This window comes from Tersicoccus sp. Bi-70 (genome assembly GCF_001968825.1).
Lineage (GTDB): Bacteria > Actinomycetota > Actinomycetes > Actinomycetales > Micrococcaceae > Tersicoccus.
In genome coordinates this window covers 44,372-70,928 of record NZ_MIEU01000014.1, presented here as the reverse complement: position 1 = coordinate 70,928, position 26,557 = coordinate 44,372, and the positions used below count along the sequence as shown (strand labels likewise).

The following is a 26,557-nucleotide window of genomic DNA, read 5'->3' as shown; positions in this document are numbered from 1 at the left end:
CCTCACATCAGGGCGCTGGTGAGCCGGCAGACGTTGTCGAGGAACTTGACGCCGAGCGGGCGGTTCCGCCACTCCTCGAGGTCGAGCGTCGAACTGTTGGCACGGTAGCGGGCGACGACGTCGTCGAGCGCCGTCACGAACTCCTGGCCGTGGACAAGCGTCGAGACCTCCAGGTTGAGGGCGAACGAGCGCATGTCCATGTTGGAGGAGCCGACGACGGCGACGGCGTCGTCGATCACGATCGCCTTGGTGTGCAGGACGGTCGGGGACCGGTACAGGTAGATGCGCACCCCCGCCTCCAGCAGCTCCTCGTAGTACGAGCGCTGCGCGTGGTAGACGAAGAACTGGTCGCTGATCTCGCTGACGTACAGGTTGATCCGCACACCGCGCTGGGCGGCACTCGTGACGGCGGACAGGGACGACTCGTCCGGTACGAAGTAGGGGCTGACGATGTCCACCCGGTCGAGGGCGTGGTAGAGCACCGTGTTGATCATCCGCAGGTTGTTCTCGTTCTCGAACCCCGGCCCGGACGGCACCACCTGGCACATCAGCCCGCCCGACGCCTCGTCGGGCAGCGCGTCCTGGGCCTCGTCGACGACGAGCTCCTCCGTCTCGGAGTACCAGTCGGTCACGAAGAGGGCGTTCAGGGCGTCGACCACCGGGCCGGTGCCCCGGATCCACAGGTCCTCCCACTGCAGGCCCCGCCGCCGGTTCCGCCGCTTGTTGTAGGAGCGGTCGATGCAGTTCTGGGAGCCGGTGAACGCGACCTCGCCGTCGATGACGACGATCTTGCGGTGGTTGCGCAGATCCGGGCGCGTGTACTCGAGCTTCCACGGCCGGAACGGCAGCATGCGGGCCCACTCCACGCCGGACGCGTCGAGCCGGCGGACCAGTTCCGGGTAGCCGGGGTAGCCCGCCGACCCCAGGTGGTCCAGGAGGAAGCGGACCCGCACCCCGCGGGCGACGGCGTCGTCGAGCGCGTCCAGCAGCGGGGCGGTGGTCGGGTCGTCCGCGGCGATGTAGAACTCGACGTGCACGTACCGCTGCGCCCGGCGGACGTCCTCCGCCATCGCCGTGTAGGCGGTGTCGTAGCCGTCCAGCAGGGTCAGGTCGTTGCCGGCGATCATGGGCAGGGCGCCGAGCCGGTCGTTCAGCACGGCGGCGGAGCGCACCCACACCGGCATCGGGTGGTCGTCGCCGATGACGGCCGCGGCGGGGGAGTTCTGCCGGATCAACCGGTTCATCTGCACCTGCTTCTCCCGCCGCGCCTTGGGCAACTTGTCGTTGCCGAGGACGAGGAAGAGGATCAGCCCGACGAAGGGGATCAGGTAGATCGCCAGCAGCCACCCCAGAGCGACGGACGGGCGGCGCTTGTGGGGGACGATGCCGAGCACGGCCAGCCGGATGAGGAACTCCAGGGCGGCCACCGCAATCGCCCATCCCAGCGGCAGAGCGTTGAGGTTGACGATCGACGGAGACACAGCCGCAGTGTATCGGCGGCGTCGCGACCGACACGGTTTGACACCGCCTGTGATACAGGTCACGCTGGGGCATCATCACTCAGGCATCACTCTCACGGAGGTCCCCCGTGCTCCCACCCCGCCTGTCTCGCGCTGCCCTCGCGGCCGCGCTCACGACGGCTCTGACCACGACCGCGCTGATCGGAGGGGCCGTCGCCCCCGCCCAGGCCGCACCGGTCGCGCCGCCGTCGCCCCCGGTGTCCGACGTCGCCGACCATTCACTGCGGGCGCCCGTCACCAACGAGAACTTCTACTTCGTGATGGCGGACCGGTTCGCCAACGGGACGACGGCCAACGACACCGGCGGCCTCGGGTCGAACCGGCTGGTCTCCGGCTTCGATCCCACGAGCAAGGGCTTCTACAACGGCGGTGACCTCAAGGGTCTGACGTCGAAGGTCGACTACATCAAGGGGCTCGGGACGACGGCCATCTGGCTGACCCCGAGCTTCAAGAACAAGGCGGTCCAGCTCGAGGACGGCCCCTCGGCCGGCTACCACGGGTACTGGATCACGGACTTCACGCGCATCGACCCGCACCTGGGCACCAACGCCGACCTGAAGAGCCTGATCAGCGCCGCCCACCAGCGGGGCATGAAGGTGTACTTCGACATCATCACCAACCACACGGCCGACGTGATCAGCTACGAGCCCAAGGCCCGGATGCCGTACATCACCAAGGCGCTGTTCCCGTACAAGGACGCCAACGGGAACGCGTTCGACGACAAGGCCTACGCGGGCACGAACACGTTCCCGCCGCTCGACCCGGCCGTCTCGTTCCCGTACCGGCCGATCCTGGACCCGGCGGAGACGAACCTGAAGGTGCCGGCCTGGCTGAACGACGTCACGAACTACCACAACCGCGGCGACACCACCTACCAGGGTGAGAACTCGACGTACGGCGACTTCTCCGGCCTCGACGACCTGTTCACGGAGAAGCCGCAGGTCGTCAACGGGATGATGGACATCTACGAGACGTGGATCAAGGACTTCGGCGTCGACGGCTTCCGCATCGACACGATGAAGCACGTCAACGACGAGTTCTGGCAGACGTTCGGGCCGAAGGTGCTGCAGTTCGCGCACGAGGCCGGCAAGAGCCAGTTCTTCATGTTCGGCGAGGTCTTCGACACCTCCCGCGACTTCACCAGCCGCTACACGACCACCAACAAGATGCAGTCGGTGCTGGACTTCCCGTTCCAGGACGCCGCGCGCAACTACGCCTCGAAAGGCACCTCGGCGGCGGACCTGCAGACGTTCTTCGCCGGTGACGACTGGTACACGGACGCGGACTCGAACGTCTACCAGCTGCCCACGTTCCTCGGGAACCACGACATGGGTCGCATCGGTTCCTTCATCCAGGCGGACAACGCCGGCGCCGGCGACGGCGTGTGGCTGGCGAAGGACCGGCTGGCGCACGAGCTGATGTACTTCTCGCGCGGCAACCCGGTGGTCTACTACGGCGACGAGCAGGGCTTCACCGGCCCCGGCGGCGACCAGTCCGCGCGGCAGACGATGTTCGCCTCGAAGGTGCCTGAGTACCTCACGGACGACCTGATCGGCACGACGGCCACGCACGCGAAGGACAACTACGTCACCACGCACCCGCTGTACCGCTCCATCGCGGAGCTGTCGGCGCTCACCAAACAGTACCCGGCGCTGCGCAACGGTGCCCACCAGAACCGCTACGCCGACACCGGCCCGGGCATCTACGCGTTCTCCCGGATCGACCGCGCCACCCAGCGGGAGTACGTCGTCGTGCTGAACAACAGCACCACGGCGAAGACGGCGCCGATCACCACGTTCCTGCCGCGCAGCTCCTTCACCCGCATCTACGGATCCGGCCCGAAGCTCGCGTTCAGCAACGGCGGCGGCAGCGTGCGGCTGGGGGCCCCGGCTCTCTCGGCCACCGTGTACGCGTCGAACGGGCGCATCCTCCCGTCGCACGTCGCCCCGACGGCGCAGATCAGCGCCGTCGAGACCGCCGGCGCGGACCACACCCGGCTGAACGTGCGGGCCGACGTCGCCGGCTCCTCCTTCTACGAGGTGACCTTCCAGGCGCGGACCCCGGGCAAGGACTGGCAGAACATCGGCACCGACGACACGGCGCCGTACCAGGTGTTCCACGACACCAGCGCCCTGACGCCGGGCACCGGGGTCGAGTACCGGGCCCTGGTGCTGGACAACGCGCGGCACGTGTCGACGAGCGCCCCGGCGGCGGGCACCGTCCCGACGCCGGTGACGCCGGCGCCGACCGGGCCGGTGCAGACGCCGGAGCCGACGAACGTCGCCGTCGCCGGGTCTCTCGACTCGGAGATCGGCTGCGCGGGGGACTGGGATCCGGCGTGCGACCAGGCGCAGATGACCAAGGACCCGGCGACGGGCCTGTGGAAGCTGACCGTCACGCTGCCGGCCGGCGACTACGAGTACAAGGCGGCGCTGAACAAGAAGTGGGACGAGAACTACGGTGACGGGGGCGCCCCCAACGGCGGCAACATCGCGCTGCACGTGGCCGCGACCCGGTCGGTGACGTTCACGTACGACCACGCCACCCACATCATCTCCAACAACTGACCCATCCCGGACTCACACGCCAGCTCGTCAATAGATGTTCCATCAGGCCCCGAAACCGGGCGTCGGTGAGCATCAATTGACGAGCTGGCGTGCGTCTGTGGACAACTGGACGCGGATGGAGCGCTGGTCGGGCACGATGCCGGCATGGGAGTGCGCCATCATCCGCCCGAACAGCTGCCCCGAGGCTTCTGCGTCACCGAGGGAAGAGCCGCCGGACTGAGCAGCGGACAGCTGCGCGGCATCGTCTATGAACGGCACGGGCGGGGACTTCGATCAGTCGCCGGCGCCGGGCTCGACGCCGTGGAGCTCGCGGCGGTGATGGCGCGGACGCACCCGCGGGCAGCGCTGTCCCACGTCACCGCGGCTCGCTGGTGGGGATTCCCGAGTGGCTGGCCGCCCGTCGAATCCGACGTCATCCATCTGACGGTCCCGGAGCGCAGTGTCCGCGTCCGGCGGCCGGGGGTGGCGGCGCACCAGTCCCGATTGCTGGCGGACGAGGTGGTTCTCGACGGCGGCGTGCGGGTGACGACGCCGGCGCGCACCTGGTTGGACCTCGCGCCGGAGGCAGGTTTCGTCGGACTGGTGGTGCTCGGGGATCATCTCGTCCGGATACCGCGGTCCGGGCTGGATGACCGGTCCGATCCGCTGGCCAGTGTCGCCGATCTCCAGGACCTGTTGCACGCCCACCCGCGTCGGAAGGGTGTCGTCCTCGCCCGGACGGCGCTGCAGGCCGTCCGCGTCGGTGCCGACTCTCCGCAGGAGACCCGGTTGCGGCTGGCGCTCGCGGGTGCGGGCCTTCCACCGTTCGAGGTGAACGTGCCCATTCACGATGAGAACGGAAGCCGCTTGCACGAGCCTGACTTGTCGTCGGTCCGGTACCGCGTGGCCGTCGAGTACGAGGGTGCCCATCACGCCGACCCGCTGCAGATCGATCGGGACATCCGGCGCGCCCGTCGTGCGGCGGATGCCGGATGGATCGAGGTGCGCATCAGCCGCACCGACCTCCTCGGCGGCGGGCGCTCGGCCGTCGCCGTCGTGCGTCGGGCGTTGATCGCCCACGGCTGGCGCCCCTGACCCGTCGCCAGCTCGTCAAAAGATGCTCACCGGAGCCCTGTCTGGGGCCGGATGAGACATCTATTGACGAGCTGGCGAGAGGAAAAGAGAGGGGGTGGCTCAGAGGTGGGGCAGGAGGCCCCGGACGTAGCCGGCCTGACCGAGGTGCTGGTAGCAGTCGCCGACGACGCTGGCGAGCCGCACCCCGCGGGTGACGGGCGGATCCCACCGCTCGTCGATCACCTCGTCGAGGGAGTCCGCAGTGAGGCTCTCCAGGTCGACGAGGGTCTGCTGGTGGACGTCCCGGTGGTAGCCGATGAGAAGGTCCGCCGAGGTCACCTGCACCTGGGCGACCTGCTCGGACGAGTGCCCGTACCCGGTGTCGCCCTCCGGCAGCCCGAGGGCCAGCTCCGCGCTCCATCGCTGGGGCCACACCTGCCGGTGGTCGAAGGCATCCGCCAGGTGGTCGTCCTGGACCCGGGTCAGGTGCCAGACGAGCCAGGAGATCGAGTTCGCCTCGTCGAACGGCCGCGCATTGAGCTGGTCGGCGCTCAGGCCGCCCACGGTGCGCTCGACCGACTCGGCGATCGCGTCGAAGAGTGTGCGGTAGACATCGCGTGCATCCATCGTTCGATCCTTCGCCCTTCCACGTCAGCTCGTCAACAGATGCTCACCGAGGCCCGGATTCAGGCCCGGATGGAACATCTATTGACGAGCTGGCGGAAGGGGAAGGGGACGGGCTCAGGCGAAGTGCGACGGGAGCGTGGCGGACCACGCCTCCCGCAACTGCGCCAGCGGCAGGGCGAAGTGGCCCTGCACGTCCAGCGCGGGCGCCGGGGCGTCGTCCGTGCCGGCGCCGACCGCGTCGACGACGCCGATCCGGATCGCCGGGTAACCCCGGGCCGTGCACATGTCGGTGAACCGCACCTCCTCGGACCGCGGGACGGCGACGAGCGCCCGGCCCTGCGACTCCGAGAACAGCAGGGTGAAGACGTCGACCCCGTCGCGCTCGGCCGCCTCGTCCAGCCCGATCCGCGCCCCGACGTCGTACCGCAGGCACGACTCGGACAGCGCCGCCGCGAGCCCGCCGGTGGACAGGTCGTGCGCCGCGTCGACCATGCCGTCGCGGGAGGCGTTGATGAGGATCTCGCCGAGGGTCTTCTCCGTGGCCAGGTCCACGGCCGGGGGACGGCCGCCGAGGTGGCCGCGCAGACCCGCCCAGGCCGAGCCGTCGAGCTCGTCGCGGGTCGAGCCGAGCAGGTAGATCGCCTGCCCGTCCTCGCGCCAGCCGGACGGGGTGCGCCGGGCGACGTCGTCGAACACGCCGAGGACGCCGACGACGGGCGTCGGGTGGATCGGCACGCCGCCGGTCTGGTTGTAGAGGGAGACGTTGCCGCCGGTCACGGGCACACCGAGGTCGCGGCACGCGTCGGAGAGGCCCGTGACGGTCTGGACGAACTGCCACATGACGGCGGGGTCCTCGGGCGAGCCGAAGTTCAGGCAGTCGGTGACCGCGAGCGGCCTCGCACCGGTGGTGGCGACGTTGCGGTACGACTCGGCCAGCGCCAGCCGCGCCCCCTCGTACGGGTCGAGGTACGCGTAGCGGCCATTGGCGTCGGTCGCGATGGCGACGCCGAGGCCGGTGCCCTCGTCGACGCGGACCACGCCGGCGTCGTCGGGCATCGCCAGCGCCGTGTTGCCCTGCACGTACCGGTCGAACTGGTCGGTGACCCAGTCGGGCGAGCACAGGTTCGGGGAGGACATCAGCGCGACGACGGCGTCACCCAGCGCGGCACCGGTGGGCCGGTCGGTGTCCGCGGCTGAGCCGGCGAACCGGTCGGCCTGGGTCGCGTCCTGCCAGTCCGGACGGGCCTGCGGCCGGTCGTAGACGGGCCCCTCGTGCGCGACGGTGCGCGGGTCGACGTCGACGATCACCTCGCCGTCCCACTCGATCACGAGCCGGCCGGTGTCGGTCACCTCGCCGAGCCAGGAGTACTCGACGGCCCAGCGGCCCATGATCGCCTCGAACGCGGCGACGTTCTCGGGCGCGACGACCGCCATCATGCGTTCCTGCGACTCGCTCATGAGGATCTCGCCGGGCGTCAGGGACGGGTCGCGCAGCAGCACGTCGGTCAGCTCGACGTGCATGCCGCCGTCGCCGTTGGACGCCAGCTCGCTGGTGGCGCAGGAGATCCCGGCCGCGCCGAGGTCCTGGATGCCCTCGACGACGCCGCCGGCGAACAGCTCGAGGCAGCACTCGATGAGCACCTTCTCGGCGAACGGGTCGCCGACCTGCACCGCGGGCCGCTTGGCCGGCTTGCCGGAGCCCTCGAAGGACTCGGAGGCGAGCACGGAGGCGCCGCCGATGCCGTCGCCTCCCGTCCGTGCCCCGAAGAGGACGACTTTGTTTCCCTTGCCCGAGGCGTTGGCCAGGCGGATGTCCTCGTGCCGCAGCACGCCGACCGCGAGGGCGTTGACCAGCGGGTTGCCCTGGTAGACCGGGTCGAACACGAGCTCGCCGCCGATGTTGGGCAGGCCGAGGGAGTTGCCGTACCCGCCGATGCCGGCGACGATGCCGTGCACCAGCCGGGCGGTGTCCGGGTGGTCGATGGCGCCGAAGCGCAGCGGGTCCATCACGGCGACCGGGCGGGCACCCATCGAGATGATGTCGCGGACGATCCCGCCGACGCCGGTCGCGGCGCCCTGGTAGGGCTCGACGAACGACGGGTGGTTGTGCGACTCGACCTTGAAGGTCACCGCCCAGCCGTCCCCGATGTCGACGACGCCGGCGTTCTCGCCGATGCCGACGAGCAGGTGCTCCTTCATGGCGTCGGTGACCTTGTCGCCGAACTGGCGCAGGTGGATCTTGGAGGACTTGTAGGAGCAGTGCTCGGACCACATCACCGAGTACATGGCCAGCTCGGCGGCGGTGGGCCGGCGGCCGAGGATCTGCCCGATGCGCGCGAACTCGTCCTCCTTCAGGCCCAGCTCGGCCCAGGGCAGCTCGGTGTCCGGGGTGGTGGCGGCGTGCTCGACGGTGTCCAGGTTGAAGGCGCGGGACGTGTCCGGCGCGCTGGTCTCGGGCGCCGCGGCGATGGTCTCGGTGACGTTCTCGGCAGTGTCTTCGGACATGGGGGAGCGGGTTCTCCTCAGGCGTGGACGAGCGTGGTGAGCACGGAGGTGAACAGGCCGAGCCCGTCCAGGGACGGGCCGTACCCGTCCTCCACGGCGTGCTCGGGGTGGGGCATGAGTCCGACGACGTTGCCGGCGGCGTTGGTGATGCCGGCGATGTCGCGGCGCGAGCCGTTGGGGTTGACGTCGAGGTAGCGGAACACGACCCGCCCCTCGCCCTCGAGCATCTCGACGGTGGCGTCGTCGGCGACGTACTGGCCGTCCTGGTTCTTCAGGGGCACGACGATGCGCTGGCCGCGTTCGAAGGCACCGGTCCAGGCGGTGTCGGTGTTCTCGACGCGCAGGGCCTGGTCGCGGCAGACGAAGTGCAGGTGGTCGTTCTTGATCATCGACCCGGGCAGCAGGTGCGCCTCGGTGAGCATCTGGAAACCGTTGCAGATGCCGAGCACCGGCAGCGGGCCGCCGGCGGAGGAGCCGGAGCCGCTCGCGGCGTCGACGAGGCGTTCCATCAGCGGCGCGAACCGGGCGATGGCGCCGGCGCGCAGGTAGTCGCCGTAGGAGAAGCCGCCGGGCAGCACCACGGCGTCGACCCCCTGCAGGTCCGCGTCGGCGTGGAACAGGGACACCGGGGTGGCACCGGCCAGGCGCACGGCGCGGGCCGCGTCCCGGTCGTCGAGCGTGCCCGGGAAGGTGACGACGCCGATGCGTGCGTCCGTCAGCTCGGGGCCGCCGGTGGCGTAGTTCCCGATCAGGGGCAGGTCGGTGGGGGTGCTCATCGCGTGGCGTCCGCGGCGGCGTCGACCGCGTACACGGAGACGACGTCCTCGATCACCGGGTTGGAGAGCAGGGTCTCGGCGGCCTCCCGAGCGGCGGCCAGGTCCGCGTCGGTCACCTCGCCGTCGACCGTCAGCTCGAACCGCTTCCCCTGACGGACGCCGCTGAACGCCTCGATGCCGATCCGGGGGAGGGCGTTCACGATGGCCTTGCCCTGGGGGTCCAGGATCTCGGGCTTGGGCATGACTTCGACGACGATCCGCTGCATGCGGGCGACTCCTGCGGCTGGGGGGAATCCGGGAACGCTCGCTGGCGGTGCCGTCTCACGCCGAGTCGGCGCTCCGCGAGCTTGCCGGGTCAGTCTATCGTCCGGCCGGCGGGCGTCCGGCCGGGTGTGACGGGCGCCAACCCCGCGTCCTCACGCCTCGTGGCGGACCCGGCCGCCGACCACGGTGGCGAGCACGGTCGCGTCCCGGATCGCCTCGGGGTGGGCGGTCAACGGGTCGACGTCGAGCACGGTCAGATCGGCGAGCATGCCGGGAGCGAGGGTGCCCTTGATCGCGCTCTCCCCGGAGGCGGCCGCGGCACCGGTCGTGTAGGCGGCGAGGGCCTGCCGGGCGGTCAGCCCCTCGTCCGGCTGCCATGCACCGGGGACGCCCTCGGGGTCCCAGCGCGCGATGGCCGCGGCGATGCCGTGCAGCGGCCGGGGCGGTTCGACGGGGGCGTCCGAGCCGAACGCGAGGGTGGCGCCGGCGTCGTGCACGGACCGCCAGGCGTAGGCGGCGATCGCCGGGTCCGGCACGAGGTCCTGCAGCATCAGGTCCGCGACGTAGTGCTGCGGCTGCATCGAGGCGATGACGCCGAGCTCGGCCAGCCGGGGCAGGTCGTCGCGGCGGAGGAACTGGACGTGCTCGATCCGGTGCCGCAGCCCGGCGGCGCGGGTGGCCGGCTCGGCGCGGGTGAAGGCGTCGAGCACCTGGGCGTTGGCGCGGTCGCCGATGGCGTGCACGGCGGCGGCCAGGCCGTTGCCGACCAGTCGGGAGAGCAGGGCGTCCAGCGCCGCGGGACCGGTGACCTCGACGCCGTGGGCGGCGCTCGGCTCGACGGTGACGCGCGGGTCCCCGGCCGGGAACGGGTGGCTCATCAGGCACGTGTGCGACCCGAGCGCCCCGTCGGCGAAGATCTTGACCGGGCCGATCCGGATCCAGGCGTCACCGTCGCCGGTGCGCCGGCCGGCGGCGATGTGCTCGTCGAGCGCGGCGACCGGCAGCAGCTTGACCAGGCGCAGGTCCAGCTCGCCGCGGTCCCGCAGTCGCTGGGCGGAGGTCAGCACGGTCATGCCGTCGACGTCGTGGACGCCGGTCAGGCCCTGGGCGAGCAGGTGCCGCTGCACGCGCGTGAACCGGTCGTCCGGGTTTCCGCCGGCAGGGCCGTCCTGCAGTGCGCGCACGGGGAACACCGCGGACTCGCGCAGCACCCCGGTCGCCTCGCCGTCGGCGTCGCGCGCGATCGCCCCGCCCGCCGGGTCCGGGGTGTCCCGGGTGATGCCGAGCGCGGCGAGGGCGGCGCTGTTCGCCCAGATGGTGTGCGCGTCGGAGCTGACCAGCGCCACCGGGTGGTCCCCGGTGACGGCGTCGAGGCTGCGGCGGCTCGGCGACTCGGGCGTGCTCCACCGGTTGATGTTCCAGAACCCGCCGAACACCCACGTCCCGGGGCGCAGCGTGCTGACGTGGGCGGCCACCCGGCGCACGCACTCGTCCTCGGAGGTTGCCGAGCGCAGGTCGACGCCGGCGAGCTCGTCCGCCAGGTGCGTCAGGTGCACGTGCGCGTCGGTCAGTCCGGGCACGACGACGGCGTCGCCCAGGTCGACGGTGCGGGTGCCGGCCGGGGCATGGGCCGCCAGTTCCGCCGGGTCGCCGGTGGCGACCACCCGTTCGTCATCCACCAGGATGCCGCGCACGGGTGGCGCGTCCCCGCCGGTGCCGCCGTCGGAGGCGGTCAGGGTGTGGATGGTCGCCGCGGTGTAGAGGGTCGCGCTCATGATGCCTTTCGCCGGTGGTGCCGTCGGTCTCACCCCCCATCCTGCCGGGATCACCGTCGGTGTGCGCGACTACGCTGAAGTCATGGGTGAGGAATCGAAGTCAGCGTTGCCGTTCATCATGGCCGGCGCCGTCGCGGTGGGGCTCGGCGGGATCCTGTTCTCCCAGGCGCGGCGCCAGCGCGAGGAGGAGCGTCGCCGCCGGGTGCAGGAGACGCTGCGGGCGGCCCAGGAGCGGCACGGGGACCACCCGCTGCGCCGTCCGGACCCCGCTACCCCGTCCGCTACCGACCGGCCGGCCTGACCGACCCGTCGCGTCACCTCGCGCGGGCGTCGACCCGTTCGAGTTCGGCGAGCAGGCGCCGGCGCAGGTCCGCGCCACGCTCGGCGAAGCTCCGCTGCGCGGCGACGTACTCGGCCTTGCCGGCGGGTGTCTCGATCCGGATCGGCGTCAGGCCGTGGCCGGCGAGGTCGTAGGGCGAGGCCCGCATGTCGACCTCGCGGACGTCCGCGGCCAGGTCGAGCGCCGTCAGCACCAGCTCGCTCGGCACGAGCGGCAGCAGCGTGAACGCCCACTTGTAGAGGTCCATCGTGGCGTGCAGACAGCCGGGCTGTTCGAGGTCGGGCTGCGTGTGGCGGGTGGGCTGCAGTTCGTTGCGTCCCGTCGCCTCGGGCGTGAAGAACCGGAAGGCGTCGATGTGGGAGCAGCGGATCCGGTGGCCCTCGACGACGGCGTCGGTCTGCTCGGCGCTCAGCCGCAGCGGTAGCGCCTCGTGCCGTCGCTCGTCGGCGCCCTGCCGGTAGACCATGGCCCACTCGTGCAGGCCGAAGCAGCCGAACTGACCCGGACGCGACGCCGTCGCACCGAGCAGCCGCCGGACGAAGGCGACCGTCGCCGAACGCCGGGCGAGGAAACCGCCCGCGTCGGCGGTCACCGCCGGGTCGTCCGTCGCGAGCCCGAGCGCGGCCCGCTCGGTGGCGTCGAGCGCCCGGTAGTCCTTCCAGCCGGCGCGTTCCTCCGCGGCCGCCCCGGTGAGCACGGCGCCGGCGCCGGGATGCCACCGCGCGAGCTTGCCCGGGCTGAGCGCGTAGTAGGTGAAGAGAAAGTCCTCGACGGGGTGTTCGATCCCGGCCGATCGCCGCGCCCGGAACGGCTCGGTGAACCGAGCAGCGTGCGCGAGATGACGGCCGGCGCGGTCGCTCGCGTCGTCGGCGGGCACGACGACGAGCGGGACGCCGGCGAGGCCCGGTTCCTGGACCGGGCCGGTCACGCGCATGAGGGGGTCCGGTCGGCGCGGCGCCTCAGCGGCCGGTGCCACCGTAGACGGTCGCTTCCGTCTCGCTGTCGAGGCCGAAGGCCTGGTGTACGGCGCGGACGGCGTCGTCGAGCGAGTCGGCGCGGGTCGTGACGGAGATGCGGATCTCGGAGGTGGAGATCATCCCGATGTTCACGCCGGCCTTCGAGAGCGCCGAGAAGAACTGGCTGGAGACGCCCGGGTTCGAGCGCATCGCCGCGCCGATCAGCGAGAGCTTGCCGATCGAGTCGTCGTAGGAGAGCGACTCGAAACCGATCTCCTCCTGCGCCGCCTCCAGCGCCTCGACCGCCGTCGTGCCCTGACTCATGCCCAGGGTGAAGGAGATGTCGGTGCGGCCGCGGGTGGTGGAGACGTTCTGGACGATCATGTCGATGTTCACCGCGGCGACGGCGATCACCTCGAAGATGCGGGCGGCCTTGCCGGGGACGTCGGGGACGCCGACGACGGTCAGCTTGGCTTCGGACCGGTCGTGGGCGACGCCGGAAATGATTGGCTGTTCCAAGGTGATTCCTTCGCTGATGTCGTGCGCCGTGGAGGGGTCGGGGATGACCCAGGTGCCCTCGTGGTGGCTGAACGAGGAGCGGACGTGCAGCGGCAGGCCGAAGCGGCGGGCGTACTCGACGGAGCGCAGGTGCAGCACCTTGGCGCCGGACGCGGCCATCTCGAGCATCTCCTCGCTGCTGATCCGGGCGATCTTCTGGGCGTTGGGCACGATCCGCGGGTCCGCGGTGTAGATGCCGTCGACGTCGGTGTAGATCTCGCACACGTCGGCGTGCAGGGCGGCGGCGAGGGCCACGGCGGTGGTGTCCGACCCGCCGCGGCCGAGCGTCGTGATGTCGTTGGTGCTCCGGCTCATGCCCTGGAAGCCGGCGACGATGGCGATGTTCCCCTTGTCGACGGACGTGCGGATCCGGTGGGGGTCGACCTCGACGAGGCGGGCCCGGCCGTGCAGGCTGTCGGTGATCAGGCCGGCCTGGCTGCCGGTGAAGGACTGCGCCTTCGCCCCGAGATCGGAGACGGCCATGGCGAGCAGGGCCATCGAGATCCGTTCGCCCGCGGTGAGGAGCATGTCCATCTCGCGAGCCGGCGGCGCGGTGGTGATCTGGTCGGCCAGATCCAGCAGCTCGTCGGTGGTGTCACCCATCGCGGAGACGACCACGACGACGTCGTGCCCGGCGCGCTGCGTGTCCACGACGCGGCGGGCGACGCGCTTGACGCCCTCGGCGTCGGCGACGGACGAACCGCCGTACTTCTGGACGATCAGGCTCACGGGTGGTGCGCTCCTGCCGGGTTCACGGACACGGGACGGGTCACGCGCGGAGGCGCGCGGACGCCACGGAAAGTGTAGTCCGCGGCCCGGATCGGCCTTCAATTGCGTCCGCAGTGTGGCCGCCGGGGGTCGCCCGTCGTTCTCGGTGCGCGACGGCCGGGTCAGAGGGTGCGGCGGCCCTCGAAGGCGCGGCCGAGGGTGACCTCGTCGGCGTACTCGAGATCGCCGCCCACGGGCAGTCCCGAGGCGAGGCGGGTGACGCGGATGCCCAGGGTGGCGAGCATGCGCCCGAGGTACGTGGCGGTGGCCTCGCCCTCGAGATTGGGATCGGTGGCGATGATGACCTCGGTGATGGTGTCGTCGGAGAGCCGGTTGAGCAGTTCGCGGATGCGCAGCTGCTCGGGACCGACACCGCCGATCGGATTGATCGCGCCGCCGAGCACGTGGTATCGGCCGCGGAAGGCACGGGTGCGCTCGATGGCCATCACGTCCTTGGACTCCTCGACGACGCAGATGGCGCTCGGGTCGCGGCGGGAGTCGCGGCAGATCGAGCACGTGTCCGACTCGGAGACGTTGCCGCAGATCGAGCAGAACTTGACGCGATCCTTGACGTCGGTGATGGCGGTGGCGAGCCGGCGCATGTCCGCGGTGTCCGCCTCGAGGATGTGGAAGGCGATGCGCTGGGCCGACTTGGGGCCGATGCCGGGAAGGCGACCGAGCTCGTCGATCAGCTCCTGGACGGCTCCTTCGTACACGGGGTCACCTTATCCTTCGGGTCGGGTCGGGTCGGGTCGGGTCGGGTCGGGTCGGGCTGATGCGGCGCGCGTGAGCAGCAGTCGGGGGTACCAGGTGCGGCGAGTCAGTCCCGCAGCAATTCGCGTTCGTCGATGAGCTGGGCGCCGAGCACCCGCTCGGCGGCGGCACGACCGGCACGCCCGGAGTCCTCGAGCACCTGGTCGTCCTCGCTGGGGACGTCCTCCATCGGCGTGGGCACGGGCGCGGGCGCGGTACCGCTGGCCGCGACGCCGTCGGACGCAGTGCTGTGGGACGCAGCGCCACGGGACGGAGTGCCGTCCGGCGAGGCTGCACTCGGTTCGGCGCCGTTCGGGATGCCGACCGGCGCGCCGTGTCGCTGGCGGCCCGGCTCCGTGGATTCCGGTGCCGGGGTCCTGGACGGGCTCGGGGAGTCGGGCGTACTCGTGTCGGGACGGGCGCCGTCGCTGCGCGTGCCGGGCGCCGGGCGCGCCGACGTCTCGACCGAGGCGGCCGGTGCCGGGCGAGCCGCGGCCGACGACGAACCCGGTGCGGGGCGTGCGGGTGCCTCGGTCGAGCCGGTGGTGCCGGGTGCGGGGCGTGCGGGTGCGTCGGTCGAGCCGGGAGCGGGACGTGCGGGAGCGCCGGCGGGTGCGGGACGTGCGGGTGCGTCGGTCGAGCCGGGAGCGGGACGTGCGGGAGCGCCGGCGGGTGCGGGACGTGCGGGTGCGTCGGTCGAGCCGGGAGCGGGACGTGCGGGAGCGCCGGCGGATGTTCCCGGTGCCGGGCGCGCGGGGACGCCGGCGCTGCCGGACGTGTCGGCCGAGGCGGCGGCTGGAACCGGACGTCCCGGGGTGCCGGGCGGGGACGTGTCCGCAGCGGAGCGCGCCGGCCCCTCGCCGCGAGCCGGGGCGGTCTGCTGTCGGCCGCCCGCATCGCGACCCGACGGACCCGGACTCGAGAAGCGGGAACGCGAGGGCCCGCGTCCGCCCCCGGCGTACTCGTCGTCGGGGAACGGAGGCTCGTCCAGGTCGGGCTCGTCCGGTAGGGGCGGTTCGTCGTCCCACGGAGCCGTGGGGGTGACCGCATCCGCTCGGGCGCCCGGCCCCGGGATTGCCGCTGTAGACGGCCGGGTCGTGGCCCGATCGGTGCCCGCCGCAGGCGACGCCGGCGTCGAGGCAGCCGTGTCCGACCGATCTCGGTCCTGGGATCCATCTGTCGACCGATGCGGAGTCGATGGACCCGCGTCCGACCGCTCCCGGTCCGGCGATTCGCTGGTCGACTCATCCGCTCCCGACGGAGCGGTACTCTCCCGATCCGCGCCCGATGGCGCGGTGGTCGCCGGATCCGAGGTCACTCGTTCAGCGGCTGCTCGTTCCCGGGTCGCCGCCGGAGCCGGAGCGGCGGACGACGGCCGGTGGCTCGGCCGGTCGGCACTCGCCTGAATCTCGTTCGGCTGGTCGGAATCCGGCCGATCGGTGGCCGATCGACCGGCACGGGCCTGATCATCGCGCGATCGGCCGGTGCTCGAATCGCCGGTGGTCAATTCGTCGGTGTCGCGCGGGGGACGCGTCGGCGTGGGCCGCGCGGACGAGGGCGCCTCGCTGCGGGCGGACCCGGGTGCGGGCGCGGTGGTCGGCCCGGAGGGTGACCACACCCGCTCCCGCGGATTCGCCACCGGCTCGGCCGACGACGGCGCACTGGACGCGCCGGACGCACTCGGCCCGGAACCGGGCGATCGCATGCCTCCCGGGCCGGTGCCGCGAGTCCGGTCACCGCGGGGGTCGGCGTCGCGCGGTGAGGCAGGCTGTTCCGCGCGGCGTGCATCGCGGTCTGCGGTCGGGCGTCCCTGGCGGGGGGCGCCGTTCGTCACCGCGCCGTCCGTCACGGCGCCGTCCGTCACCGCGCCGTCCGTCACCGCGCCGTCGGCGGAGGCGGCACGCTCGCGATCGGCCGGACGCCCGGGGCGGCCGGCGGATTCAGAGGGTGCTTTTGGGCGGCCGCCACCGTTCGCGGGGTCACCGGTGGGCCGGGGTGCTTCCTGACCGCCGGCGGTGGGTGCCGACCCGGGGTGGACGGCGACGACGCGCACCTGCAGGCCGAGGACCGAGCCGAGCGCCTCGCGCAGGTGTTCCTCGTGCCGGCCGAACTGCTCGGCGATGCCCGGCGTCGGGAACTCGAGGTAGAGGGTGTTCTCCCGCAGGGCGCGCACGGTGCCGTTCTGGGAGACCAGGATCCACGCGACCTTCTTGCTGCGGCCGAGCGCCTCGAGCACCTCGGGCCACGCGCGGCGCACCATGTCGACGTCGGACGAGCCGCCGTCGGTGGCCGCGGGTGCAGGGGCGGGCGCAGGGGCCGGAGGCGCGTCGGCGCCGGCATCGCCGGGTTGGGCCGCTTCCACGAGCTCGTCGTCCTCGGCGGCGGCGTTGCCGCCGGGCTGCCGGGAGGGCGGGGGCTCGGGCAGGTCCGCCGGGTCGACCGGCGCCGCCGCGACCGGGGACTCGTCGTGGTCGGTGGGCACGTCCCGGTCATCGACCGGCGCGGTCAGCTCGACCGACTCGTCCTCGACGGCCGCGTTCTGCTCGGGAGCGGTGCGCTCCTCCGGCGCCGTCCGTTCCTCCGACGACGCGGGCGTCGCCAGCGAGTCCGGCGTCGTCTCCCTCGCACGAGCGGGTGCCGGCCGTGCGGGTGCCGACCCGGCGGGCGGTCCGTCGGTGGACCGGCCGCCCGGACCGGACGTGGAGGTCGACGAATCGGGTGTCGCCGGTGCGGGTCGGGCGGGTGCCGGTCGAGCGGCTCCTGACGTTGTGGGGGCGGGCCGTGCCGCCGTTGCACGGGTCTCCGCGTCGGCGCCGCCCGATCGGATGTCGCCTCGAGCACCGTCGCCCCGGGCACCGTCACCTCGAACACCGTCCTCGCGGGCAGCACCGACGCGCGCACCGTCCGTCGCGGCGGCCGGAGGAGCACCGGCGGCGGGAGTGAGGCCGACGTGTTCGGTGCCGTGCTCGACGCCGGCGATCGCGCTGGCCGGTCCGCGTCCGGCCTCGGGTGCGGCGTAGTTCAGCCGCCGTTCGATCCGGTCCACCCGGGCGGCGACGCCCCGCTCGCCGGCGTCCGCGCCGGGCAGCAGCAGGCGGGCGCACAGCAGCTCCAGGTGCAGGCGGGGCGAGGTGGCCCCGGTCATCTCGGTGAGGGCGGCGTTGGTGATGTCGGCGGCGCGGGAGAGCTCGCCGCGCCCGAGCTGTCGCGCCTGGTTCTGCATCCGGGCGATCGCGTCCTCGGGCACCGCGCGGAGCACGTGCCGGGCGGACTCCTCCATGGCGCCGACGATGATCAGGTCGCGGAACCGTTCGAGCAGGTCCTCGACGAAGCGGCGCGGGTCGTGCCCGGTCTGGATGACGCGGTCCACCGCCCCGAATACCGTGGACGCGTCCCCGGCGGAGAGGGAATCGACGACGTCGTCGAGCAGCGAGGCGTGGGTGTAGCCGAGCAGGTCGATCGCCATCTCGTAGCTCAGGCCCTCGTCGCCGGCGCCGGCCATCAGCTGGTCCAGGACGGAGAGGGTGTCGCGCACCGAGCCGCCGCCCGCGCGGATGACCAGGGAGAGGACGCCGGGCGCCACCGGGACGTTCTCCTCGGCGCACAGCCGCTCGAGGTAGGCCAGCAACGGCTCCGGGGGGACGAGGCGGAACGGATAGTGGTGCGTGCGCGACCGGATGGTGCCGATCACCTTGTCCGGCTCCGTGGTCGCGAAGATGAAGAGGATGTGCTCGGGCGGCTCCTCGACGATCTTCAGCAGGGCGTTGAAGCCCGCCGAGGTGACCATGTGGGCCTCGTCGATGATGAACACCTTGTAGCGGTCGCGCACGGGAGCGAAGGTCGCCCGCTCGCGCAGATCCCGTGCGTCGTCCACACCGCCGTGACTCGCCGCGTCGATCTCGATGACGTCGAGGCTGCCGGACCCGTCACGGGCCAGCTCGACGCAGCTGTCGCACACGCCGCACGGAACATCCGTGGGGCCCTGGGCACAGTTCAGGCAGCGGGCGAGGATCCGGGCCGACGTCGTCTTGCCGCAGCCGCGCGGGCCGGAGAAGAGATAGGCGTGGTTGACCCTGTTCTTGCGCAGCGCCGTCATCAGCGGTTCGGTGACGTGTTCCTGCCCGATGACGTCGGCGAACGTCTCGGGACGGTAGCGGCGGTACAGGGCGGTGCTCACGGATGAAACCCTATCGACTGGCACTGACGGAACTGGCCGGCCGGTGTGGACGCCCGCGAGGGGCCGGCACGGGCGGAGAACGTAGAGACCCCTCGTACACCCGCCAGAGCCCGTTTACCCTTGCTACCTTCCGGTCCTGGGGGAGTTCAACAGGATGACGCCGCACGAGGGGCTGCAGACGAGTCTAGCGGATCCGGCGCCCCCTCCCTGCCGGCCTCACCCTCGTCCTCACCGTCGCCAGGACGCTGCCCCGGCCGGTGGCCGGCGGCGATCGCGCGTCGATTGGTCCGGCGGCGTGGCCATCGGGTAGCCTGAGGCGTGCTCGTTCGCGAGTGCCACCAGGAGGATTCGCCTAGCGGCCTATGGCGCACGCCTGGAACGCGTGTTGGGTTAACGCCCTCGGGGGTTCAAATCCCCCATCCTCCGCGGCCGGTGTCGATACCGACACCCGAAGAGCCCCTTCCTCGCCAGGAAGGGGCTCTTCGCGTCGGTGGACAGCATCGCGCCGTGTCGGTGCGCGGGCCTAGGGTTGGATCACCTCGACCCCGCGTCCCGAAGGACTTCCATGCATCTGTTACCCCGCGAGCAGGAGAAGCTGCAGATCGTCGTCGCCGCGGACCTGGCACGCCGCCGGCAGGGCCGTGGCCTGAAGCTGAACTTCCCCGAGGCGGTGGCCATCATCAGCTACGAACTGATGGAGGGGGCCCGGGACGGCCGCACGGTGGCCGACCTGATGAGCTGGGGCACGACGATCCTCACCCGGGACGACGTGATGGAGGGCGTGCCCGAGATGGTCGCCGACGTGCAGATCGAGGCGACCTTCCCCGACGGCACCAAGCTCGTCACCGTCCACCACCCCATCCGCTGACGGAGGACGCGATGATCCCCGGCGAGTACGTGCTGCGCGACGAACCGATCGTCGGCAACGAGGGCCGCGAGACCCTCGAGACCGAGGTGACCAACACGGGGGACCGTCCCGTCCAGGTCGGCTCCCACTTCCACTTCTTCGAGGTCAACCCGGCGCTGGCGTTCGACCGGGCACCCACCCGCGGGTTCCACCTCGACATCCCCGCCGGTACCGCCGTGCGGTTCGAGCCCGGCGACCGGAAGTCCGTCCGCCTCGTGGCGATGGCGGGGGCGCGCTCCGTCCACGGCTTCACCGGTGCCGTCGACGGCCCCCTCGACTGATCCGTCACCGCGGAAGGACACCATGAGCTTCTCGATGAGCCGGCGCCAGTACGCCGACCTGTACGGCCCGACGACCGGCGACGCCGTGCGCCTGGCGGACACCGACCTGTTCCTCGAGGTCGAGCGGGACCTGACCACCCACGGCGACGAGGTGGTCTTCGGCGGCGGCAAGGTGATCCGTGACGGGATGGGCCAGGACGGTACCGCGGTGCGCGACGGCGGCCCGGGCGAGGCGCCCGTGGCGGACACCGTGATCACCAACGTCATCGTGCTGGACCACTCGGGCATCTACCGGGCGGACGTCGGGCTGCGCGACGGCCGCATCCTCGGCATCGGCAAGGCCGGCAACCCGAACATCATGGACGGCGTCGACATCGTCATCGGTCCGGCCACGGAGGCCGTGGCGGGGGAGGGGCGGATCCTCACCGCCGGCGGCATCGACTCCCACATCCACTTCATCAGCCCGGACCAGTTCGCCACCGCCCTGAACTCCGGCATCACCACGATGATCGGCGGCGGCACCGGGCCCGCGGAGGGGACGAAGGCGACCACCGTCACCCCCGGGCGCTGGAACCTCGCGAACATGCTCCGCGCCGTCGAGAACGTGCCCATGAACGTCGGGTTCCTCGGCAAGGGTCACGCGGCGACGACCGCACCGCTCGCCGAGCAGGTCGAGGCCGGGGCGATCGGCCTGAAGATCCACGAGGACTGGGGCTCGACGGCGTCGTCGATCGACAACGCCCTGCGGGTGGCCGACGAGTACGACGTGCAGGTCGCCATCCACACGGACACCCTGAACGAGGGCGGCTTCGTCGAGGACACGATCCGGGCCATCGACGGCCGCGTGATCCACACGTACCACACGGAGGGCGCCGGGGGCGGGCATGCGCCGGACATCATCCGAATCGCCGGCCTGCCCAACGTGCTGCCCGCGTCGACCAACCCCACGCTGCCCTACACGCGCAACACCGAGGAAGAGCATCTGGACATGCTCATGGTGTGCCACCACCTCAACCCGGACATCCCCGAGGACGTCGCGTTCGCCGATTCGCGGATCCGGCCGGAGACCATCGCGGCCGAGGACGTGCTGCAGGACCTGGGCGTCTTCTCCATCACGTCGTCCGACTCGCAGGCCATGGGCCGGGTCGGCGAGGTGGTGCTGCGCACCTGGCAGGTCGCGGACAAGATGAAGCAGCAGCGCGGCAAGCTCGGCGGCGACACGGAGCGGGGCGACAACATGCGGCTGAAGCGCTACATCGCCAAGTACACGATCAACCCCGCCCTCGCTCACGGCATCGCCGACGAGGTGGGCAGCGTCGAGGTCGGCAAGTTCGCCGACCTGGTGCTGTGGGAGCCGGCGTTCTTCGGCGTCAAGCCGTACCTCGTGTTCAAGGGTGGTCAGGCGGTCTCATCCCTGATGGGCGATCCCAACGCGTCGATCCCCACGCCCCAGCCGCAGCTGATGCGCGAGTCCTTCGGCGCGATGGGCACGGCCGTGCACGCCTCGTCCATCACGTTCCTCTCGCAGGCCGCGGTCGACGCCGGGGTGCCCGAGCAGCTCGGTCTGCGCAAGCAGATCCGCGCCGTGCACGGCATCCGGACGCTGCGCAAGTCCGATCTGGTGCACAACGGCGCCACCCCCGACATCGAGGTCGATCCGGAGACGTACGAGGTGCGGGTGGACGGGGAGCGGGTCACCTGCGACCCCGTCGACGTCCTGCCGATGGCCCAGCGGTACTTCCTGTTCTGAGCCGGCCGGTCCCGAGCGGGTCGGATGACAGCAGCACGACGACGACGGAGGAGAACACCGCATGATCGTGGAGGAGATCGCCGGCAACCTGGCCGAGCTGACGGACGAGGAGCGCGCCCGCGTGCACGTCGAGCGGGTAATGCTGCCCAGCGCCGACCTCGTCAAGCGGATCCAGCGGGTGACCACCGACCACGGCCGCGAACTCGGGCTGCGGCTGAAGGCGGCGCCGGGCCGGGACGGCGACCTGAAGGACGGCGACATCCTGCTGCGCGAGGACGCCGGACTGGTCGCGGTCGCGGTGCTTCCCACCGACGTGCTCGTCATCGCCCCGACCTCCGTCCTGCAGATGGGTGTGACGGCGCACTCCCTGGGCAACCGGCACCTGCAGTCCCAGTTCTTCGACGCCGACTCCGCGTACGGCGCCGACGTGATGGTCGTCCAGTACGACCACACCGTGCAGGACTGGCTCGAGCACCACGGGGTGCCGTTCGAGCGGCAGCAGCGGGTGATGCCGGTGCCGTTCCGGCACGCGGAGCACACGCACTAGTGCCCATGAACGACCCGATGACCCTGAACGACCCGGTGACTCAGCGCGACCCGGTGCTCCCGCGCGACGACGAGGGGGAGCTCCTGCCCGTCGGCGCCCTGCTGGCTCTGCAGCAGCTGAGCGACTCCGCGCTGCCCACCGGCGCCTTCGCCCACACCTTCGGCCTCGAGACGTATCTGCACCGGGGCACCGTCACGGACGAGGCGTCGTTCGCGCGCTGGCTCGAGCGGTTCCTCGACCTCCAGCTCGTGCCCGCGGACGGGCTCGCCGTGCGCCTGACGGTCGAGGCGTGCCGGGCGTCCGCGCCGGATCCGACGGCCGAACCGACGGCCGAGCGGACGGCCGAACCGGCGGATGCGCCGCCGACCGCGGTGGCCGACGACCTGCCGGACGGGTTCGTCGACCGGATCGTGGAGCTGGACGCCCTCATGCACGCTCAGGCGCTGCCGGCCCAGGTCCGCCAGGCCGGCGTGACCATGGGACGGCGGCTCGTCGAGATCGGACGCGAGGCGCTGCGCGGTCCGCGGCTCGCGGCCTACGCGGCACTCGTGGAATCCGGCCGGTGCCACGCCCACCCGTCGATCGCCTTCGCCCTGATCGGCGTCGACCAGGGGGCGTCGGCGTCGGTCCTCGTCCCCGCCTACCTCTTCTCGACCGTGGGCACGCTGACGCAGAACGCGGTGCGCGGCATCCCGCTCGGGCAGAACGCCGGCCAGCGGGTACTGGCCCGGATGCGTCCCGCCGTCCTGGCCGCGACGCGGCGGGTCGCGGAGCTGACGGTCGAGGACCTCGGGGCGGTGCCGCCGGGCCTGGAGATCGCCCAGATGCAACACGAGACGCAGCGGGCGCGCATGTTCATGAGCTGAGTTGCTTCATTCCGAGCGGGCTGCCCTGCCCAGGACACGACGACCACGACGGAGAGGACACACCATGACACCGGTGAAGATCGGCATCGGCGGGCCGGTCGGCGCGGGCAAGACCGCGCTGATCGAACGGCTCAGCCGGGCGTTGAGCGAGGACATCTCGATGGCCGCGATCACGAACGACATCTACACGATCGAGGACGCGAGGATCCTGGCCCGCACCAGTGTGCTGCCGCTGGACCGGATCGTCGGCATCGAGACCGGCGGCTGCCCGCACACCGCGATCCGCGAGGACACGTCGATGAATCAGGCGGCGATCGACGAGCTGATCGCCACTCACCCCGACCTGCAGGTGATCTTCGTGGAGTCCGGTGGCGACAACCTCTCCGCGACGTTCAGCCCCGAGCTGGTGGACTTCTCGATCTACATCATCGACGTGGCCCAGGGGGAGAAGATCCCGCGCAAGGCCGGGCAGGGCATGATCAAGTCCGACCTGTTCATCATCAACAAGACCGACCTCGCACCCCACGTGGGTGCCGACCTGGCGGTGATGGAGGCCGACTCGAAGGACTTCCGCGGCGAGAAGGCGTTCTGCTTCACCAATCTGAAGACCGACGACGGGCTGGACCGGGTCATCCACTGGCTGCGGCACGACGTCCTGATGCTCGACCTGGCGTGAGCGTCCCGGCGATCCCCGCCGCCCCTCGCACGGCCGCCGGCGTCGCCCGCGAGCCCGAGCGCTTCCGCGGCGAGCTGGACCTGACGGTCGAGCCGCGGCACGGCCGGTCGGTGGCGGTCCACCAGTACCACCGGGGCGCGCTGCGTGTGCTGCGCCCCCTGTACCTGGACGCCTCGGGGCAGGTGACCTACGTGGTCGTCAACCCGGGCGGGGCCTACCTGGACGGGGACCGGTACCGGCTCGGGCTCACGCTGGCGCCGGGGGCGGAGCTGCTGCTCACCACCCAGTCCGCCACGAAGGTGTACCGGACGCCGCACACGGGCGCGACGCAGACGTTCACCGCCCGGCTCGCTGCGGGCAGCCGGCTGGAGTACCTGCCCGACCAGCTGATCGCCTACCGCGGTGCCCGGTACCGGCAGGACACCCGCATCGCGATGGACCCGCAGGCCTCCCTCGTCCTGGCGGACGTCATCACCCCGGGCTGGTCCCCGAACGGCATCCCCTTCCGGTACGACGCGCTGCGGCTGCGCACGGCCGTGACGATGGGCGGCAGGCCCGTCGTCGTGGACAACCTGCAGCTGGGCAGCGGCGACGGGGACGGGGACGCCGGCACGGCCGGACCCGGGCTGCTCGAGGGGCGCACCCACGTCGGCACCCTGCTCGTCGTCGACCCCCGGGTGGGCGCCGAGCAGGTCGACGCCGCCCGCGCCCAGCTGGCCGCGCGCCTCGGGCTCATCGGCGGCGCGACGGCGCTGGCCGTGCCCGGGATGGTCCTGCGCGTGCTCGGGGACTCCACCGAGACGGTGAGCGCGGCACTCCTCGCCGTCGTCGACGACCTGCGCGCCGCCTGGACCGGTCAGGCCGGCGTCGACCTGCGCAAGTACTGAGGGCCGGCCCTCAGCGCGTGGCGCCCACCTCGGCCACGCGGGCGGCCAGGAACCGCGCGGTGGCGAGGTCCGGCTCGACGTCGTCCACCAGGTCCACCGCGTAGGGCGGGTCCTCCCGGCGGGGCACCGGCCGCACGTCCACGTGCACGACGTCGTGCCCGTGCTCGTGCAGCCAGTCGGCCATCGCGTAGTCCGACGGGGTGTCGCCGACGGTGTACCACCGCCGCGGCATCGCCCCGTCCGCGCCGAGCAGCGTCAGCGCGCGCTCGGCCCCGAGCGCCTTGCCGGACCGCTCGTGCTGGATGTCGGTGGAGATGATGGTCGGCTCGACGCGGACCGGGGTCGCACCGTGTTCGTCCGGGTGGAAGCGCCGGTCGTACACCTCGTGGATCCAGCCGAGACCCTCACGGGTCAGCGCCGCCAGCAGCTCGGCCTCGAAGTCCGGCTGCACCCGCAGGTAGGCGTCGTTGGACACCGCGGTGGACTGCTCGAGGGAGACCATCGCCAGTTTCGTCTCGTCGAGGAACATGTGCGCGCCGTACCGGCCCGCCAGCAGCGGCCGGACCAGCTCGGCCACCACGGCCGGCAGCTGCACGGAGGGGTCCACGTGCACCGCACCGGCGGGCTCGGTGAAGCTGAACCAGGTGCCGCCCTTCTCGCCGACGGCGTGCACGCGTGCCCGCGGGTCCAGGCCCGCGTCCCGCAGCGGGGGCAGGACCTCCCGCCACAGGAAGTCGGCCGAGCGGCCGGTGTTGAACACCACGGGCACGCCCGCCCCGCCGAGGGCGACGAGGTCGGTCACGATGCTCGGGACCGCGATGGTGCGGGTGACGGTGTTCGCGATCGGCCCGTCGACGTCGAGGAGCAGGCCGAACGGGGGAGGTGAGGACGCGAACGGCAGGGGAGTGCTCGGGACGGGGCTCATGGCCCCCAGTCTGGCAGCCGCCTGTCCGTCCCGCCTGTCCGTCCCGCCTGTCCGTCCCGCCTGCGGCATTGCCTAGCATGGTCCCCATGATCTTCGCGGCGGTCGGTGAGGGCCGGCCCTATCCTGACCACGGCCTGGCCACACCGAAGGACTGGGCCGCGGTCCCGCCGCGGCAGGTGCGCCTCGACCAGCTGGTCACCACCCGGCGGACGCTGGACCTGGAGGCGCTGCTCGCCGAGGACAGCACCTTCTACGGCGACCTGTTCCCGCACGTGGTGAAGTGGCAGGGTCGGCTGTACCTCGAGGACGGGCTGCACCGGGCGGTCCGTTCCGCGCTGCACCGGCGTGCGGTGATGCACGCCCGGGTGCTCGAGATCGACGACTGAGCCGGACCGACAGCTGAAAGGCGGATCCTGTGGCACGACGCCCGATCGACCCCCTCGACCTGCACGGCCTCCACATCGTCACCAACGAGGAGCTGGCCAGGACCCTGGACGCCGACGAGGCCGACCGTGAGCGGGCCCGGCACCGCCGCCGCCTGCTGCACGGGCTGGTGCTGATCCTCGCGCTCGTGGTCCTCGCCTCGGCGCTCGTCCTCGTGCTCGCGATGCTGCAGGGCTACCGGCCCTTCCCCGAGCCCGTCCGCACCGCGGCCGCGACGGCGAAGCCGACGCCGACGGTCAACGCGGCGGGGTGCCCCACCGTGCCGGTCGTCCCCGCGGCCGCGAACCGGGTCCAGGTGGGCGTGTTCAACGCGACGTCGACGCCGGGGCTCGCCGGCACCGTCGCCGCCCGGCTGCGCGAACGCGGCATGGTCGTGACGGGCATCGGCAACCGCACCGTCGCGGAGCCGGCGACCACCACGGTCGTCGCGGGCCGGGCCGGGCGGTCCGCGGCGCTCGCCGTGCAGCGCCAGCTCCCCGGTTCCCTCTACCGGGAGGATCCGCGCGCCGGCAGCGCCGTCGACCTGGTGATCGGCACCGGCTTCCGGCACATGGCCGACGCCCGTGCCGTCGACACGACGCACGCCGGCCGGTTGCGCTGCGGGAGCTGACCGCCGCAGTCCCCGGACGCACCGA

The 26,557-nt window shown here is 72.0% G+C and carries 23 protein-coding genes, 1 tRNA gene and 1 other RNA gene; 13 read left to right on the top strand and 12 right to left on the bottom strand.

From position 1 onward, the window contains the following. Positions 1-2: 2 nt before the first annotated feature. The gene (gene cls, locus BGP79_RS11420; protein ID WP_083701842.1) at positions 3-1,481 is read right to left on the bottom strand and encodes a cardiolipin synthase; all 1,479 of its coding nucleotides are present in this window, start codon (positions 1,479-1,481) and stop codon (positions 3-5) included. Between the two features lie 107 nt (positions 1,482-1,588). Here cls and BGP79_RS11415 point away from each other — a divergent pair, with 107 nt between their 5' ends. Both BGP79_RS11415 and BGP79_RS11405 read left to right on the top strand, forming a co-directional pair. Further along, entirely contained in the window at positions 1,589-4,087 is a 2,499-nt protein-coding gene (locus BGP79_RS11415; protein ID WP_076695637.1) for an alpha-amylase family glycosyl hydrolase, read from the top strand. 144 nt (positions 4,088-4,231) lie between these two features. After that, complete coding sequence (locus BGP79_RS11405; protein ID WP_143588404.1) at positions 4,232-5,161, top strand: hypothetical protein; 930 nt, start codon at positions 4,232-4,234, stop codon at positions 5,159-5,161. 99 nt (positions 5,162-5,260) lie between these two features. On the opposite strand, the gene BGP79_RS11400 is transcribed toward BGP79_RS11405, so the two are convergent. From BGP79_RS11400 to BGP79_RS11380, 5 genes are all read right to left on the bottom strand, one after another. Beyond that, positions 5,261-5,767, bottom strand: a complete 507-nt coding sequence (locus BGP79_RS11400) for a DUF664 domain-containing protein (protein WP_076695633.1) — start codon at positions 5,765-5,767, stop codon at positions 5,261-5,263. 114 nt (positions 5,768-5,881) lie between these two features. After that, on the bottom strand, positions 5,882-8,272 hold the full coding sequence (gene purL / locus BGP79_RS11395; RefSeq protein ID WP_083701840.1) for a phosphoribosylformylglycinamidine synthase subunit PurL: 2,391 nt from the start codon (positions 8,270-8,272) through the stop codon (positions 5,882-5,884). A 17-nt stretch (positions 8,273-8,289) separates the two neighbouring features. After that, the gene (purQ, locus tag BGP79_RS11390; protein WP_076695631.1) at positions 8,290-9,048 is read right to left on the bottom strand and encodes a phosphoribosylformylglycinamidine synthase subunit PurQ; all 759 of its coding nucleotides are present in this window, start codon (positions 9,046-9,048) and stop codon (positions 8,290-8,292) included. Continuing rightward, positions 9,045-9,314: a phosphoribosylformylglycinamidine synthase subunit PurS gene (gene purS / locus BGP79_RS11385; protein WP_076695629.1), complete on the bottom strand. Its 270-nt coding sequence runs from the start codon at positions 9,312-9,314 to the stop codon at positions 9,045-9,047. The genes purQ and purS overlap by 4 nt, the downstream gene beginning before the upstream one ends. 150 nt (positions 9,315-9,464) lie before the next feature. Continuing rightward, a complete protein-coding gene (locus BGP79_RS11380) occupies positions 9,465-11,087 on the bottom strand; it encodes an amidohydrolase (protein ID WP_076695627.1) in 1,623 nt (540 codons plus the stop codon). Between the two features lie 82 nt (positions 11,088-11,169). On the opposite strand from BGP79_RS11380, the gene BGP79_RS11375 reads away from it, so the two are divergent. Beyond that, positions 11,170-11,388, top strand: coding sequence for a hypothetical protein (locus BGP79_RS11375; protein ID WP_143588403.1), 219 nt, complete (start codon positions 11,170-11,172; stop codon positions 11,386-11,388). Between the two features lie 13 nt (positions 11,389-11,401). Here BGP79_RS11375 and BGP79_RS11370 read toward each other — a convergent pair whose 3' ends face one another. From BGP79_RS11370 to ffs, 5 genes are all read right to left on the bottom strand, one after another. After that, positions 11,402-12,361, bottom strand: a complete 960-nt coding sequence (locus tag BGP79_RS11370) for a 3-methyladenine DNA glycosylase (RefSeq protein WP_076695623.1) — start codon at positions 12,359-12,361, stop codon at positions 11,402-11,404. A 25-nt stretch (positions 12,362-12,386) separates the two neighbouring features. Next, complete coding sequence (locus tag BGP79_RS11365; protein WP_076695621.1) at positions 12,387-13,670, bottom strand: aspartate kinase; 1,284 nt, start codon at positions 13,668-13,670, stop codon at positions 12,387-12,389. A gap of 161 nt (positions 13,671-13,831) precedes the next feature. After that, positions 13,832-14,425: a recombination mediator RecR gene (gene recR, locus BGP79_RS11360; protein WP_076695619.1), complete on the bottom strand. Its 594-nt coding sequence runs from the start codon at positions 14,423-14,425 to the stop codon at positions 13,832-13,834. A gap of 104 nt (positions 14,426-14,529) precedes the next feature. After that, entirely contained in the window at positions 14,530-18,639 is a 4,110-nt protein-coding gene (locus BGP79_RS17120) for a DNA polymerase III subunit gamma and tau (protein ID WP_076695617.1), read from the bottom strand. Positions 18,640-18,719: 80 nt separating this feature from the next. Beyond that, positions 18,720-18,816, bottom strand: an RNA gene (gene ffs / locus BGP79_RS11350) — signal recognition particle sRNA small type. Positions 18,817-18,980: 164 nt separating this feature from the next. Between ffs and BGP79_RS11345 the strand changes: the two genes are divergently transcribed. The 8 genes from BGP79_RS11345 to BGP79_RS11310 all read left to right on the top strand — a co-directional run bounded on the left by BGP79_RS11345 (position 18,981) and on the right by BGP79_RS11310 (position 24,553). Beyond that, positions 18,981-19,065, top strand: a tRNA-Ser gene (locus BGP79_RS11345). Positions 19,066-19,204: 139 nt separating this feature from the next. After that, complete coding sequence (locus BGP79_RS11340) at positions 19,205-19,507, top strand: urease subunit gamma (RefSeq protein ID WP_076695615.1); 303 nt, start codon at positions 19,205-19,207, stop codon at positions 19,505-19,507. Positions 19,508-19,518: 11 nt separating this feature from the next. Further along, a complete protein-coding gene (locus BGP79_RS11335; RefSeq protein WP_076695613.1) occupies positions 19,519-19,827 on the top strand; it encodes an urease subunit beta in 309 nt (102 codons plus the stop codon). Positions 19,828-19,849: 22 nt separating this feature from the next. Then, positions 19,850-21,577 (top strand): urease subunit alpha, encoded by a 1,728-nt coding sequence (gene ureC, locus BGP79_RS11330; RefSeq protein ID WP_076695611.1) that lies wholly within the window; start codon positions 19,850-19,852, stop codon positions 21,575-21,577. A 61-nt stretch (positions 21,578-21,638) separates the two neighbouring features. After that, positions 21,639-22,124, top strand: coding sequence for an urease accessory protein UreE (gene ureE, locus BGP79_RS11325; RefSeq protein WP_076695609.1), 486 nt, complete (start codon positions 21,639-21,641; stop codon positions 22,122-22,124). 17 nt (positions 22,125-22,141) lie between these two features. Then, on the top strand, positions 22,142-22,990 hold the full coding sequence (locus BGP79_RS11320) for an urease accessory protein UreF (protein WP_083701886.1): 849 nt from the start codon (positions 22,142-22,144) through the stop codon (positions 22,988-22,990). Between the two features lie 64 nt (positions 22,991-23,054). Then, complete coding sequence (gene ureG / locus BGP79_RS11315) at positions 23,055-23,666, top strand: urease accessory protein UreG (RefSeq protein ID WP_076695607.1); 612 nt, start codon at positions 23,055-23,057, stop codon at positions 23,664-23,666. Beyond that, a complete protein-coding gene (locus BGP79_RS11310) occupies positions 23,663-24,553 on the top strand; it encodes an urease accessory protein UreD (protein ID WP_233121444.1) in 891 nt (296 codons plus the stop codon). Before ureG ends, BGP79_RS11310 begins: the two co-directional genes overlap by 4 nt. A 10-nt stretch (positions 24,554-24,563) precedes the next feature. Here BGP79_RS11310 and BGP79_RS11305 read toward each other — a convergent pair whose 3' ends face one another. Beyond that, positions 24,564-25,478 carry a hypothetical protein gene (locus BGP79_RS11305; RefSeq protein ID WP_076695605.1) on the bottom strand — a complete coding sequence of 305 codons (915 nt, stop codon included), beginning with the start codon at positions 25,476-25,478 and terminating at the stop codon, positions 24,564-24,566. Between the two features lie 86 nt (positions 25,479-25,564). Between BGP79_RS11305 and BGP79_RS11300 the strand changes: the two genes are divergently transcribed. Both BGP79_RS11300 and BGP79_RS11295 read left to right on the top strand, forming a co-directional pair. Further along, complete coding sequence (locus tag BGP79_RS11300; protein ID WP_076695603.1) at positions 25,565-25,864, top strand: type II toxin-antitoxin system VapB family antitoxin; 300 nt, start codon at positions 25,565-25,567, stop codon at positions 25,862-25,864. Positions 25,865-25,893: 29 nt separating this feature from the next. After that, positions 25,894-26,532, top strand: coding sequence for a LytR C-terminal domain-containing protein (locus tag BGP79_RS11295; RefSeq protein ID WP_076695601.1), 639 nt, complete (start codon positions 25,894-25,896; stop codon positions 26,530-26,532). Positions 26,533-26,557 lie beyond the last annotated feature (25 nt).